This is a genomic window from Bizionia sp. M204, from assembly GCF_023205095.1.
Classification (GTDB): Bacteria; Bacteroidota; Bacteroidia; order Flavobacteriales; family Flavobacteriaceae; genus Algorimicrobium; species Algorimicrobium hallyeonense.
In genome coordinates this window covers 387147-403654 of the sequence record NZ_CP046242.1, presented here as the reverse complement: position 1 = coordinate 403654, position 16508 = coordinate 387147, and the positions used below count along the sequence as shown (strand labels likewise).

The 16508-nt window shown below is 35.5% G+C and carries 8 protein-coding genes; 7 read left to right on the top strand and 1 reads right to left on the bottom strand.

All coding sequences use genetic code 11. The features are described 5' to 3' along the window. Positions 1-35 precede the first annotated feature (35 nt). The 5 genes from GMA17_RS01860 to uvrB all read left to right on the top strand — a co-directional run bounded on the left by GMA17_RS01860 (position 36) and on the right by uvrB (position 14602). Positions 36-1880 carry a gliding motility-associated C-terminal domain-containing protein gene (locus GMA17_RS01860; protein WP_248398513.1) on the top strand — a complete coding sequence of 615 codons (1845 nt, stop codon included), beginning with the start codon at positions 36-38 and terminating at the stop codon, positions 1878-1880. A gap of 108 nt (positions 1881-1988) precedes the next feature. Further along, complete coding sequence (locus tag GMA17_RS01855; protein WP_248398510.1) at positions 1989-6818, top strand: T9SS type B sorting domain-containing protein; 4830 nt, start codon at positions 1989-1991, stop codon at positions 6816-6818. A 93-nt stretch (positions 6819-6911) separates the two neighbouring features. Beyond that, the gene (locus GMA17_RS01850; RefSeq protein WP_248398507.1) at positions 6912-9239 is read left to right on the top strand and encodes a T9SS type B sorting domain-containing protein; all 2328 of its coding nucleotides are present in this window, start codon (positions 6912-6914) and stop codon (positions 9237-9239) included. A 67-nt stretch (positions 9240-9306) separates the two neighbouring features. Beyond that, entirely contained in the window at positions 9307-12477 is a 3171-nt protein-coding gene (locus tag GMA17_RS01845) for a T9SS type B sorting domain-containing protein (RefSeq protein ID WP_248398504.1), read from the top strand. Positions 12478-12598: 121 nt separating this feature from the next. Next, positions 12599-14602 (top strand): excinuclease ABC subunit UvrB, encoded by a 2004-nt coding sequence (gene uvrB / locus GMA17_RS01840; protein WP_248398501.1) that lies wholly within the window; start codon positions 12599-12601, stop codon positions 14600-14602. Between the two features lie 157 nt (positions 14603-14759). Here uvrB and GMA17_RS01835 read toward each other — a convergent pair whose 3' ends face one another. Beyond that, positions 14760-15164: a TerB family tellurite resistance protein gene (locus GMA17_RS01835; RefSeq protein ID WP_248400600.1), complete on the bottom strand. Its 405-nt coding sequence runs from the start codon at positions 15162-15164 to the stop codon at positions 14760-14762. A gap of 234 nt (positions 15165-15398) precedes the next feature. Between GMA17_RS01835 and GMA17_RS01830 the strand changes: the two genes are divergently transcribed. Continuing rightward, positions 15399-15719 (top strand): DUF1456 family protein, encoded by a 321-nt coding sequence (locus GMA17_RS01830; RefSeq protein ID WP_371922426.1) that lies wholly within the window; start codon positions 15399-15401, stop codon positions 15717-15719. A 47-nt stretch (positions 15720-15766) separates the two neighbouring features. Then, positions 15767-16465 carry a phosphoadenylyl-sulfate reductase gene (locus GMA17_RS01825; RefSeq protein ID WP_248398496.1) on the top strand — a complete coding sequence of 233 codons (699 nt, stop codon included), beginning with the start codon at positions 15767-15769 and terminating at the stop codon, positions 16463-16465. Positions 16466-16508 lie beyond the last annotated feature (43 nt).

Genomic DNA, 16508 nt, shown 5'->3' with positions numbered 1-16508 from the left:
AAAAAATCGTACATTTAAAACTGTAACACCGTTCTATGTTTCAGTTAAACAAAATTATAGTATTCATTTGTTGTATTGCTACCTCTGTGGCATTCAGTCAAGAAATAGCACTATTTCAGCAATTTAATGGTCGGTATGATTATTTGGCAATAGGTAATACCCTCAATCCTTTTGAAAACAATTTAGACCGCAGTTTTTGTGAAATTTTACCACAATCCCAAGCCGAGTTAACCCTAAATCCCGATTGGAATGTTGTAGCCGCCTATTTGTATTGGGCCGGCTCCGGAAGTGGGGATACCGAAGTCAGCTTAAATGGAATTCCCTTTTTAGCGGATAATACTCATTTGGTAGATTATAACGATCCAAATTACGGACTCCTCACCTATTTTTCCTGTTATACGGACATTACAGAATACATACGTACAGTTAGAAATAGTATGTATACGTTTTCAGATCTTGACATTTCAAACATTTTAACCACCAATGATGGCTACTGTAATAACCGGACTAATTTTGCAGGTTGGAGTATTTATATTATTTATGAAAACACAAATCTACCGCTCAACCAAATAAACCTATTTCAAGGGTTGGAAATTATTAATAGAAATGTGCAAGAAAAAACCATTTTATTGGACAACATTAATGTTTTAGATAATGAAGGCGCAAAAATTGGCTTTTTAGCGTGGGAAGGTGATGCGAATTTAAATTACGGCGAATCGCTTTTAATCAATAATAACATACTTTCTAACCCTCCTTTAAATCCGGCTAATAATGCCTTCAACGGCACAAATTCTTTCACTGCAAGTAACACATTTTATAATGGTGATTTAGATGTGTACAACATTGAAAATAATATTGCCATTGGCGATAATTCCGTTGAAATTAAATTAACAACCGGTGATTTGGATGAATTTGGTATTCTTCAAGCTGATTTAATCATTTTGAATAACATGATTACGGTATTAAACAGTCAGCTACCCGACGCAACTATTATTTTGGATGCCTATCGTTTAGAATGTGCCACTAGAATTGTTACTATAGATTATACAGCGTTTAATATAAACTCTACTGAAATTTTACCAGCAGCCACACCAATAGCCTTTTATGCAGATGGGCTTCTAGTCGCCCAAAGTGAAACTCAAGACATGATCCCCATAGATGGTTTTGAAACACAATCCATAACCGTTAATATCCCTGACATTATTCCAGATAGTTTTACGCTTCAAATTATAATTGATGATGTAGGAAATGGAACTGGCATTGTTACCGAATTAAATGAATTAAATAACATAACAACAGAACCCATTACATTATTACCTATTCCTGAAGTTACACAACTACGACCCTTAGAGGCTTGCGATATTGGATTTAATCAAGCAACCTTCAATCTAACCGAACAACTTCAATTTATTGACTATGAATCAATTGAAGATGTAAGTTATTATGAATCGGAAACTGATTTGTTTAATCAGGAAAACCAGATATTAATTCCAGAATATTTTAACAACGACACCTCACCTCAAGAAATTTTTATTCGTATTGATACGGATTTCTGCTTTAATTTTTATAAATTTAATGTGCGTGTAAAAAATTGTCCGCCTTATATTCCCCAAGTCTTCACACCAAACCATGACGGATTTAACGATTGGTTTAATATTCAAGGGCTTTACACTATTTTTGAGAATCATAAACTATTAATCTACAACCGTTGGGGAACACTAATTTTTGAAGGAAACAATGATTTACCATGGGATGGAAAAGCTAATAAAGGCATATCAAATCAAGGAAATTTAGTGCCAGTTGGCACCTATTTTTATGTACTCTATTTAAATGATTCCAATTATAAAACTATGACCGGTTATGTGTATGTAAACTATTAAATAAATATAAATCTGCATTTAAACGGTAAAATTAGCGTTTCATCTGATTATTTTATTACATTTGTTTTACTAGCCCCAAATCTGTTAGTGACAACCTGAAATAAAAAAATGAAGAAAATCTTCTTATTCACCTCACTATTAGTAGCGTTAATCAATAATAGCTATGCACAACAAATATCTATAAATGATACGTTTACAGCACAGCAACTTATCGAGGACCGTTTAATTGATGGTTGTGTGGAGATTTCTAATGTGCAATCCGTTATAAACGGCTCCGTAAATAATATAAATAGTTTTGGTTATTTTGAGCGTGCAAATTCCACTTTTCCTTTTGAAAATGGTATCCTATTATCTACTGGAGCAGCCGTTTCAGCTGGAAATACTGTAAATGCAAACCCTTTAAATGATGGTGAAGCAGATTGGCTTACAGATTCAGATTTAGAAACTGCTTTAGGAATTACGAATACGCTAAATGCCACATCGATAGAATTCGATTTTATTTCTGTTTCAAACCAAGTTCAGTTCAATTACATTCTAGCTTCCGAAGAATATTTTGCTAATTATCCTTGTGAGTATTCCGATGGTTTTGCATTTCTAATTAAAGAAGCCGGTACCACTGATCCTTATGTAAATGTTGCCGTAATTCCAGGAACTACAATACCCGTAAATACCAGTACGATACATGAAGAAGTTGTAGGATTTTGTCCCGCAGAAAACGAACAATATTTTGAAGGTTATAATTTAGGTGACACCAATTTTAATGGGCGTACAACCGTTCTTACAGCTTCAGCAACTATTCTACCTAACGTCCAATATCACATTAAATTAGTGATTGCAGATCAAGAAGATGAAAATTTTGATTCGGCTGTTTTTATACAAGGAAATAGTTTTAATTCATCTGTAAATTTAGGGCCAGATATTACAACCTGTGCTGATAGTGTCACTTTAAATGGAGATATTCAAAACCCACTAGCAACCTATGTATGGTCTGAGAGTGGTGTACCAATTTCAGGAGAAACTAGTCCTACTTTAACCGTAAACACCTCTGGGACATACACCGTTTCCATTTCTATTCCTATCAATAGCACCATTTGCGAAATTGAAGATACCGCTATTATAACCTTAAGTTCTGAACAATCAGCTGGAAATATTTCAGATTACATTGTTTGTGATGACCCAAGTAATGATGGTTTTTACACCTTCGATTTATCCATAAAAGATCCCGACGTTCTTGCAGCTGTCCCAACTGGAAATTACAACATCTCTTACCATTTCAACGCTAACAGTGCGCAAGACGGCAGTTTCCCAATTTCAACACCATTTCAAAATTCAGTAAATCCGCAAACCATTTATGTACGGATTTTAGATACTGATAATGGCTGTTTAGCGTTCGGTACATTTAATCTAATTGTGAATCCGGTACCAACCATTACACCGCCAACAACTTTAGAAGTATGCGACGATGGCAATGGAGATGGATTTACACTGATAGACCTATCCGTAAAAGACACTGAAATTACGGGAGGAAATCCAGGCTATGCGGTAACATATCATTACAACCAAACAGATGCGGAATCTGGTGCAAATCCTGTACCTGAACCCTACTCTAACATGACCCAAAACGATCAGCTTTTCGTGAGTGTTTTGGATACGGCTACTGGCTGTAGAAGCACAACAACTTTAAATGTTAGCGTTCTTGATAGTCCTGCTATTGATAATATCTCACATACCATAGACGCTTGTGAACAAGACGATGATGGCTTTGAAAATTTTGACTTAACAACAATTATTGATGATGTTTTAAACGGATTGACCAATGTATCCACTACATTTCATACAACCTATGAGGATGCCCAAACAGGTGATAATCCCATTGCAGATATCACCAACTACACAAATACTACACCACTATTTCAAGTCGTTTTTATTCGAGTTGTAGATAACGTTACAGGATGCCCCTCTATTGCTACTATTGAATTACACACCAATTTACTCCTTAATGAAAGTAATATTAGAAATTTTTCGCGCTGCGATGATGCATCTAATGATGGTATAGTCAATTTTAACCTAGAGAATATTGCAACAACCATTATTAATGGGCTATTAGATGTTACCGTTGCTTTTTATGAAACTGAAGCCGATCAAACTGCTGGAAATAATGCCATTGACCAAACCGTTCCTTATGAGGTTACAGAAACACCTTTCACTTTGTTCATTACAATTATAGGTGCTACTTGTTCGGTTGATTCTGAAATAGAACTTATTATTCACCCAGCAACCATTTTACCCACTTTAGGATCGGTAACCTATTGCGATACGGATGATGACACCATGACATCGGTGGATTTATTTAGCTTCAACACCTCTGTAAGTTCAGGAATTCCAAATGCAGAAGTAAGCTATTTTCTAACGGAAAATGATGCTATAGACAATGTGAATCCATTACCGCCTTTTTATGACAATACCAGTAATCCTTTTGAAGTTTATGTTCGCGTAAGAAATGGTAATACGGGTTGTTTTGATATTGCCTCTTTAGAAATTGAAGTGTTACCAGCACCAACAACTACACAACCTAGTAATGAAATTATTTGTGATGATGACCAGGATGCCTTTACCCTAATTAATTTAGATGCCAAAATTCCAGAAATTGTTACTGCCACAGAAGGTTTAAATATTACGTTTCATACATCATTATCAGATGCACAATCCAATACAAACCGAATTACAAATACCAATGCCTATAATGCCAATACACAAACTGTGTTTTCACGAGTGGAGCGTATAACCACAGGATGTTTTGCTATTGAAAATTTCGAGATTGTCGTTAATACCTTACCTGTGTTTACACCCATTGCCGACTTTAATAACTGTGAAACGGATGGTAATCAAATTGCAGAGTTCATCTTTGAAGAAAAAGATGCGGATATTTTAAATGGCCAAACTGGAAAACGCGTTTTGTATTTTGAAAATGCCAATGACGCCATAAACAGAACCAATATAATTGACAAAACCGCTGTTTATGAAAACATATCAAACCCACAGACCATTCATATTCGTGTGGAAAACATTAGTGATACCAGTTGCTTTGGTGTAAGCACCTTTTTTATCGAGGTCGGTTCTATTCCAATCTTTAATCCGCCTTTAGACACCTTTTTATGTGATGATATTTCTAATGATGCTCAAGAATCTTTTGATTTAACCGAAATTCAAACTGCCATGAGTCTGGGTAGTACTGATAATTTAACCATTACCTTTTATGAAAGTCTAGAAGATGCTGAAAGCGCTGAAAATCCAATCGATTTAAATTACACCAATCAAAGTAATCCGCAACAAATTTATTCACGAATTGAAAACGGTACCTATTGCCATGGAATTGCTGAATTTGGACTGAATGTTATTCAAGTTCCAAATGTAAACCAGGCTTCGCTTATGTCAGCTTGTGATACCGATTATGATGGATCTACAACCTTTGATTTAACCGTTTCAGAACTTGAAGTATTGGAAATCAGACAAAACAATATTTTAGTAACCTATCATGAAAATATAGCCGATTTGGAAGCAAATACAAATAATATTCCCAATCCAGACGCCTATGAAAATATTGAAAATCCGCAAACCGTATATATTCGCGTAACCAATACCGTGTCTCAATGTTATGTTATGGTGCCATTGGACTTGGAAGTAAATTTACCGCCAACCATAAATCCAATAACGGATTATAACACCTGTGATGCCGTTAACAATATTTTTGATTTAAATGAAACCATCACGAGTTTAATTGATACACAATCCAATGTAGCTACTACGTTTTATGCCTCACAAACAGATGCTGAATCAGCACTAAACCCATTAGATAGTATTTACAATTATGGTTCCAATAACGACACCATCTATGTGCGGGCTGAAAATACACTTACAAATTGTTTTGCTACAAGTTCATTCACGCTATTGGTAAATCCAAACCCAACAGCAGTCACACCTACAAATTTAGAGGCTTGTGATGATGATTTTGATGGGATGCGTGTTTTCGATTTATCACAACAAACAAACACAATTTTAGGTGGTCAAAATCCAGCTAATTTTACCGTAACCTATTATGAGCTGGAAATTGAAGCATTAGAAAATGATAATCCCATTACCGATTTAAACTACAACGCGTTTCATGAGCAAACTATTTATGTACGCGTTCAAAATAATACCACAGGATGTTTTGCGACAACTAATTTTTTAACTTTGGTTCAAAGAAAACCTTTTGTTGAAATTCCAGACCAGACGGTTTGTTTAGATAATTTACCTTTAGTTGTTTCAGCTGAAACAGGATTTGATACGGATACGTATTTGTGGTCTACCAATGCAACAACGCCTGAAATAGAAATCACCCAAATAGGAAGCTATTCGGTAACCGTTAGGTCGGATTATGGGTGTACTACTTCCGTTACATTTAATGTTATAGAATCTGAACAAGCTACCATAGAATTCACAGAAACCATTGACTTTTCTAATCCTAATAATATTACCGTTACCATAAGTGGAATAGGTAATTACATGTATATTTTAGACAATGGCGTTCCTCAATCTTCCAATGTGTTTTATAACGTTACCTTGGGACCACATACCATTGAAGTCTATGATTTAAATGGGTGTGCATCGGCAATTAAAGAAATTGTAATTATAGATGCTCCACTCTTTTTCACACCCAATCAGGATGGACAAAATGATACTTGGCATATTACAGGTGTCAACCAAATTCCAGGAACCATCGTATATATTTTTGATCGGTATGGAAAGCTTCTAAAAACCTTAACACATTCTTCACCTGGTTGGGATGGTACTTACAATGGCCAAAATATGCCTTCAAGCGATTATTGGTTTTTAGCAAAAGTCAAAAAAGGCACTATTTCTTTTGAAGTAAAACGCCATTTCACCCTAAAACGTTAATTCATAAATTATTATAATTCTCTATAAAAAGCAACCCATGCTTTTGCTTTATAAAAATTCTTATTACGTATCTTTGCAATCCAATTGCTAGGAATGAAAAATGCCCTTTTTATTATGGCCTGTTTATGGTCACTCATGTCATGGTCTCAAAATGTGACTGCTGATGCTTTCGCGTATACACCTCAAGAACTTATTGAAGATGTTTTAATTGATAGCGATTGCATTTCTAATGTGGTTGTAACCAATGCTGTGAGCGGAAATTTTAATGGATCGGATTTAAGCTACGGCTATTTTGAAGCCAATGGCTCCAGTTTTCCTTTTCAAAGTGGTATTGTTATGTCTACAGGGCGTTTACAAAACACTGCAGGTCCCAATACGTCCTTAAGTGATGATACTGCACCTAATTGGTACGGTGATGAAGAAATAGAATCTGTTTTAAACGAATCTGAAACCTTCAATGCAACGATATTAGAGTTTGAATTTGAAGCCATTGCTGACCAAATTAGCTTTCGTTATATTTTTGCTTCGGAGGAATATCAGCAAGGGGATCCAAATACGTGTCGTTATTCTGATTTATTCGGTTTCCTAATCCGACCAGTAAATGAAACGCGTTACACCAATATTGCTGTTGTTCCAAATACCAGAACACCTATAAAAGTAACAACCGTACATTCAGGAATTCCAGGCAGTTGTAATCCTATTAACGAACAATATTTTGGCGGTTGGAACGGCCCAACAGCTCCCATAAATTTTAATGGTCAAACAGATATTTTAACAGCTGTTGCTAATGTGGTTCCAAACACCATTTATCATGTAAAGTTGGTTATTGCAGATCATATAAATCCACGTTACGATTCTGCTGTGTATTTAGAAGCTGGTAGTTTTCAATTAAGTTCTAATTTAGGTCCAGATTTATTAATTGCTCAAAACACGGCACTTTGCGCCAATGAATCGACAGAATTAAATGCTTTTCAACCTGGGAACAACACATATAAATGGTTCAGAAACGGCACAGAACTCCTAACTGAAACCAACGCTACCTATACCGTTACACAGCCTGGCAATTATGCGGTGGAGGTAAATATTGATGGCACCTGCTTAAGTACAGGCGCCATAACTATTGAATATGCGCCAGATCCCATTGTAACAAACACAACACTTATTGCTTGCGATTTGGATTTGAATGGCTTCACGACCTATAATTTATTTGATGCTGAAACCGCCATTACCAATGGTGACACTCAATTGTCAGCAGATAGTTTTTACAACACTTTTATAGGTGCAGAACAAACTGGAAACGGACTTATTACAAATCCATCTAATTACAACAACGCCAGTATATTAGAAACCGTTTACGCACGTATTACCAATTCTAATGGTTGCATTTCAGTTGCCGAAATTATTCTAGATATTGCAAATAACCCAGTTAATTTAGCACCTTTTACAAGTTGTGATACCGATTTTGATGGTATTATTAATTTTGATATTTCTGAATTAGAATCTTATGTTATTTCGCAACCGGATGTTCCAAACACTGCTTCTGTTTCGTTTTTTGAAACGCAAACAGATATAGAAAATCAAACCAATGAAGTTTCTGGAACTTATGAAAATACGAACAGTCCTAATTCCGACACACTTTTTGTTCAAATAAGAGATAACGGAAATTGTTATGCGTTTACAACTTTGGCGTTGCAAGTTTTTAATGCACCAGAATTAATTCCTGATGAAAGCATCTTTTACTGTTTAAATGAGTTTCCAAATACAGTTTTTATAAATTCCGGTGTTCAGCAGAATCCTAGTAATTTTACATACAGCTGGGATTTAAATGGCTTGGACTTGAATTTGAACACAAATCAAATAGCAATTAATGAAACTGGGGTTTACACCGTATTTGTAACAAACACAAACCAATGTACTTCCGTAAGAAACATTGAAGTTCTGCCATCTAACATCCCGACAATAGATGACATTGTAGTTGTAGATGCATCATCAAATAACACCATTACTGTTTTTGTTTCTGGAGAAGGTTCTTATGAGTATGCTTTAGATTTTGGAACGTTCCAAAACAACCCAACCTTCACAAATGTTTCGGCCGGAGTTCATACAATAACCGTGAATGATATTAATGAATGTGGATCTATTTCACAAGATGTTTCGGTTCTTGGTTTTCCTAAATTTTTCACACCAAATGGCGATGGCATGAATGATGTCTGGAAACCACTTGGCGTAAACGCGAATAGCAGTCAATTACAAATCAGTATTTTTGATCGGTATGGAAAACTCATCAAACAAATAAATGCTTCTAATTCAGGTTGGAATGGCACGTATAAAGGTCAACAATTAGGTTCGGATGATTATTGGTATCGCGCTGTACTTCCAAATGGTAAAGAATATCTAGGTCATTTTTCATTGGTAAGATAATCGTAACATACATTTAATCTTTCAATATGTAAAAATTTCTTACTTTTGGTTGCTATTATTTTTTCCCATGAAACAACCGAAACTTTTCCCTTTTTTTCTCTGTTTACTATTTATTAGCAAATGTAGTTTTGCATTAATAAACGTAAATTATTCAAACACTGAAAGCCGCTATAATAATCCGTGTCCTGCACCGGTAATTTCAGATTTCTCGCCAACTAGTGGCCCAGAAAACACCTTAATAACTATTAATGGTAGTAATTTCAACAATGCAGTAGATGTATCCTTTAATGGCGTAACTGCTGCTTTCACTATAATTAATGATAACCAAATAACAGTATTTGCCGCATCGGCATTAAATACTAGTGCTACAATTTCCATTACGAGTTCGGGTGGATGCGTAGGAAACTCGACAACCGATTTTGCGTTTATTCAACCAAATTGTGCAGATACAGGCGATATTTATATATCAGAAATTTATGATGCTTTTTCCGGAAGCTACGCCGTAATAGAACTTTATAACCCAACAAGCACGCCTATTGTTTTAGATGGTGTGTATGTTATTGATCGGTATGGTGATATTGGAGATCCAACACCAAGTCATACCTACGCCATGCTAGGTACGATAGCACCTTTAGATACATATATTATTTTATTAGGAAGTGGTTCCGATTGTCCAACTTTAGTTGCCGATTTTACTGTTGGCACAGGAATAAATGATAACGATGAATTTAAACTATTAAAAAATGGTACGGTAATAGATGTAGTTGAGGCACCAAACGAACGTGGTTACAGTATTGTTAGAAATGCAGATGCTGTGGTTCCAAATAACACCTTTGTTCCTTCAGATTGGGTTACAGATCTTAATGAAACCTGTACTAATCTAGGTTCTCATACAGCTGATCCTATTACGACAACTACGATTCCCGTTATTACACAGCCAGATTGGCAAACCATTTGCGAAAATGAAAATGCATCATTTACGGTGTCTGTAGCTACAGGAACTTACACATATCAATGGAAAGTTTTAAATAGCTCTGGTGCTTGGGTAAATGTTGTTAATAATGCCACTTACTCTGGTGCAACCACCAATACATTAAGCCTAAACAACGTGCCTATTAGTTTTAATAACAACCAATATTATTGCGAAATGACATCTGCAACTTGTAATCTTGTTACAGATGCTGCTCATTTATTTGTTTCTAATCCTGCAGTAGATACCATTTCAAATCAAACAGTTTGTGATAGCTATGTATTGCCCACGTTAACAAACGGTAGTTATTTTACAGGAAGTAATGGTACTGGAACTACCTTAATAGCCGGTCAAACAATTACAATATCGCAAACTATTTATATTTATAATGAGTCTGGTACTGCGCCTAACATATGTTCTAATGAAAGTAGTTTTCTTGTTACCATTGTTGGTTCGCCTCCTGTAGATATAGCAACGAACCAAACCGCGTGTACCGAATATATTTTACCAACCTTAACAAATGGTAATTATTACACGTCACCCAACGGAATGGGAACCTTATTGAACTCTGGCGAATCCATATTAACAACACAAACAATTTATATTTATGCCGAAGCTGGTACTGCTCCCAATATCTGTTCCAATGAAGGCAGTTTTACGGTAACCATAACAAGTAATCCTCCTGTTGATAATTTGTCTGACCAAACGGTTTGTACGGATTTTACGTTGCCAACTTTAACCAATGGCATGTATTATACAGGGACTAACGGAACCGGAATCATGCTAAATGCAGGTGAAACAATTTCAACAACGCAAACCATATTTATATATAATGAAATTGGTACAGCTCCAAACACCTGTTCTAACGAGAGCAGTTTTACCATAACCATTTCTGGAACCCCAACCGTGGACACAATTTCAGATTATACAGGTTGTTCAGGTTACACCTTGCCAACTTTAACCCATGGCACTTATTATACAGGGACTAACGGCACCGGAACCATGCTAAATGTAGGCGAAACTATTTCAACCACGCAAACCATTTATATTTATAATGAAATTGGCACAGCTCCAAACACCTGTTCTAATGAAAGCAGTTTCACCGTTACTATTTCTGGTGCTCCATTGGTGGATACAATTGCAGATCAAAATGTGTGTACAGATTACGTACTGCCAACTTTAGTGAACGGCAATTATTTCACAGGAACAAATGGCACAGGAACCATGCTAAATTCTACTCAAGTTATTTCTACAACCCAGACTATTTATATTTATAATGAATCTGGAACAGCACCCAATATTTGCACGAATGAAAGTAGTTTTATAGTAACCATTGTCGGTACACCTCCTGTTGATTTACTAACGAACCAAACAGATTGTACAGAATATATTTTACCAACCTTATCAAATGGTAATTATTACACAGGAACTAATGGAACTGGAACCATGCTAAATGCAGGTGAAACTATTTCAACTACGCAAACTATATATGTTTATAATGAAATTGGTACGGCTCCAAACACCTGCTCAAATGAAAGCAGTTTTACGGTTACCATTTCTGGAGCTCCTCTTGTTGACACATTAGCTGATCAAGATGTGTGTACAGATTATACCTTGCCAACGTTAGTTAACGGAAATTATTTCACAGAAACTAATGGTACAGGAACGCCATTATTTGCAGGCGAAACCATTTCCGCAACACAAACTATATTTATCTATAACGAATCTGGTGCAGCGCCAAATACTTGTTCTAATGAAAGTAGTTTTACAATTACCATTTTTCCATCAATGGATTTCGTACTCACAGAAAATAACCTTCAAATACATGAGAATACGGTAAACGTGGTTATGACCAACACCAGCATTTCTTACGAATACGCTATAGATAATGGTAGTTTCCAGTCTAGTCCTCTATTTTCAGGACTTTCAAATGGAACACATACATTATACGTTCAAGATATAAATGGCTGCGTTCTAAAATCAATTCAATTTGAAATAGAAACAGCAGTATCTATTCACATTCCATTATTTTTCACACCAAATAATGATGGCGAAAATGATGTTTGGCAAATAACGGACACGCAAAACACCATTAAAGAGATTTATGTTTATGACAGATATGGCAAACTTTTAAAACAGATTCCATTGCAATCTAAAAGTTGGGATGGTTTATACAGAGGCTACCCAAAGGAAAGCAACGATTATTGGTATGTGATAACCTTACGAACAGGCGAACAACTGAACGGTCACTTTACACTTAAACGCTAGAATTTACGTATTTTTGTACTTTGATACGAGCATGACTAAAATTAATTTTTAGAGTGTTATTAGTTGTGACTACTTCCGATACATATCGGAATGACCCTCGAAAATCAATATAAAGAAACGTATGAAATTCAAAATAAAATCCGAATTTAAACCAACAGGTGATCAACCTCAAGCCATTAAAAAGTTGGTTGCAGGTATTGATTCACAAGAAAAACACCAAACCCTTTTAGGAGTTACAGGTTCGGGAAAAACATTTACCGTTGCCAATGTTATTGAAGATGTTCAAAAACCAACCTTGGTTTTGGCCCACAACAAAACGCTTGCTGCACAATTGTACTCGGAATTCAAGCAATTTTTCCCTGAAAATGCTGTAGAATATTTCGTGTCTTACTATGATTATTACCAACCAGAAGCCTACATCCCTGTTTCAGGTGTTTATATAGAAAAGGATTTATCTATAAACGAAGAAATTGAAAAAATGCGCTTAAGCACCACCTCTTCCCTACTTTCAGGACGTCGTGATGTGATTGTTATAGCGTCCGTTTCCTGTTTATATGGTATTGGAAATCCTGTAGAATTTCAAAAGAATGTCATTTCTATTGAACGTGATCAGGTTATTTCTCGTACCAAATTGTTACATCGTTTGGTACAAAGTTTATATTCTAGAACAGAAGGCGAATTTAATCATGGTAATTTTAGAATAAAAGGTGATACAGTTGATGTGTTTCCGAGTTATGACGATCATGCCTTTAGAATTCACTTTTTTGGAGATGAAATTGAAGAGATTGAAGCCTTCAACGTTCAAACCAATGAAGTTTTAGAAAAATACGACCGCCTGAATATTTATCCGGCCAATATGTTTGTAACCTCGCCAGATGTGTTGCAAGGTGCCATAAAAAGCATTCAGGACGATTTGGTAAAACAATACGATTATTTTAAAGAAATTGGCAAACATCTTGAAGCTAAACGTTTAAAGGAACGCACAGAATTCGACTTGGAGATGATTCGTGAATTGGGTTACTGCTCAGGTATAGAAAATTATTCACGGTATTTAGATGGGAGACAACCAGGCACAAGACCCTTCTGTTTATTGGATTATTTTCCAGACGATTATTTAATGGTCGTGGATGAAAGCCACGTCACCATTTCGCAAGTCCATGCCATGTATGGCGGCGATAGAAGTAGAAAAGAAAATTTAGTAGAATATGGCTTCCGTTTACCGGCTGCTATGGATAACCGACCATTGAAATTTGAAGAATTTGAGGCGCTTCAAAATCAGGTTATTTATGTGAGCGCCACACCTGCAGATTATGAATTGGAAAAATCTGATGGTGTTTTTGTCGAGCAGATTATTCGGCCAACAGGCTTATTAGATCCCGTCATTGAAGTACGACCAAGTTTAAATCAGATTGATGATTTAATAGAAGAAATTCAGTTGCGCGTTGAAAAAGATGAACGGACTTTAGTCACCACATTAACTAAGCGAATGGCTGAAGAATTGACCAAATATCTCGATCGGATTCAAATTCGGTGTCGCTACATCCATAGTGATGTGGATACCTTGGAACGTGTGGAAATTATGCAAGATTTACGAAAAGGCTTGTTTGATGTTTTGGTTGGCGTCAATTTACTGCGTGAAGGATTGGATTTACCCGAAGTATCTTTAGTTGCCATTTTAGATGCCGATAAAGAAGGGTTTTTACGCTCGGCTCGTTCATTAACGCAAACGGTTGGTCGTGCAGCCCGAAACCTCAACGGAAAAGCCATAATGTATGCCGATAGAATAACCAAAAGCATGCAAAAAACGATTGATGAAACAGAATATAGACGCGAAAAACAAATAGCCTACAACACCAAACATAAATTAGTACCAACAGCATTGAATAAAAGTTTGGATAATGCCTTAACTAAAAACTCGGTGAGCACCTATAGTTATGAATTGGAAGCCGCCAAAGCCGCAGAACCTGAAAGCCAATATTTAACCAAGGGAGAATTAGAAAAGAAAATTCGTGAAAACCGCAAAATGATGGAACAAGCTGCCAAGGCATTAGACTTTATGGAAGCGGCTCAATTTAGAGATTTGATAAAGAGTTATCAGGATAAATTGGAGAATTTGAAGGTATAACGTGGTTTGTGGTGTCTTCGATACACCCCTCCGGACGTCGGGACACTCGAACTGACAGGTTTGTAGACTTTATTAAAAACAAAAAGTTATAAGAGGCTTTTGATAGGAATAAAAACACGCACCTTGCTAACTTTTTGGGTTTTAAAGTGCAAAACCCTTAGTTATACTGCACCTTAAAAATATCAATAAGCACATCTGGTGGTACTACCTTATTGGGAAAACTTTCCATAAGATATAGTACTTTATTAATAGATTCATGGCTCAAACCCATGCGCAAACCGTAGTTGTGAAGCTTAATTTTATCTTTAGTTGAACTTTCTTCATCAATATTCATGAGTAACACCAACCGATGAAATTGAACAATCCGTTCGCTATGCGATTTTAAGTGAATATAATTAATAGGATTTTCAATTAAATAATCAAAATCCTCTCTTGATATATCAAGTTGTCTAGCAATTGCCAAAAGAAAATTATATTCTATAGGTTTTAGGTCGCTTTCATTTTTAGCAAATGAAATCATTTCAGATAGGAGACTTAGCTTTTCAACCCTGTTAATTAGCATGAGGAATGGATTAATTATTTCAGTATAAAGATACGCACAATGATTATTTGATAATCCATGATAAATTGTAACTTGTCGAAAATTTGGATGCATTTTATCGTTATTTTCTTACATTTACTCAAAATTAATGAATTAATCAACTGAAAATCAAAATATTATATAAAAAATGCATTTCGTCGATTTTTTATAAATTGACACTAGAAACAGACTTATATGAGTACACAAAAAGACAACATGACAAATAATGATATTTTTAAAAAATTACGTGTAGCCCTACAACTACGTGATGACGAAATTGTAAAGATTCTAGAACTCGTTGATTTTAGAATTACTAAAAGTGAACTCGGTGCATTTTTCAGAAAAGAAGACCATCCAAAATATATGGAATGCGGTGATCAAATTCTTCGAAATTTCCTAAATGGATTGGTTATTCATTTACGTGGCCCAAAACCTGATAAAAAACCTAAATTGGAAGGAAAAGTAAAAGCTACAGCACCAAAAAGAAATCCGATAAAAAAAATAGAAAAAAAAGTAGGTTTTTTCTTTGTGCTCTGATAAGTTCGTCTTAATATTGCTATATAAGACTAATTTATCTTAATTACATGTTTCAACCACCTACTACGCTTCCCAATTTACAGTTATCGGAGAAAGATATTGCACGCCTCAATAAAAAATATAAGCTTTTAACCCCTTGCCAAAGGATTGAAACCTTATACACGGACTTTAATGTAGAAGAAATTATGCTAACCAGTTCTTTTGCGGCTACGTCTGCATTTCTTCTAAAATTAGTTTCTGATGTTAATAAAGAGCAACATGTGTTTTTCATTGATACAGGTTATCACTTTGAGGATACCATAAAATACAAGAAAAAACTAACAGATTTATATGAACTAAACGTAACATCTATTAGCGCTTTAAAGGAGGAACATGCTTTTACCACGCAAGATGAAACGTGGAAAAAGAATCCTGACTTTTGTTGTTCTATTAATAAGGTACAACCATTAGAGTCTATTAAAAAGCATTTTAATATTTGGGTTTCTGGGTTAATGGAATGGCAAAGTGATCATCGTGCGAGTTTAGATATTTTTGAACAACGTGGAAGTATTTTAAAGTTCTATCCTTTGTTAGACATATCCAAAGAAGCTCGAGATGCCTATATTAAAGAAAACCAACTACCATTTCATCCGTTAGTAGCAAAAGGCTATAATTCTATTGGGTGCAAACATTGCACAGTTCCGGGCGAGGACCGAAATGGCCGATGGAATAACAACCCGAAAACCGAATGTGGTTTACATCTATAAACTAAAAAAGCTCTCAAAATTATTTGAGAGCTTTTTTTATGAT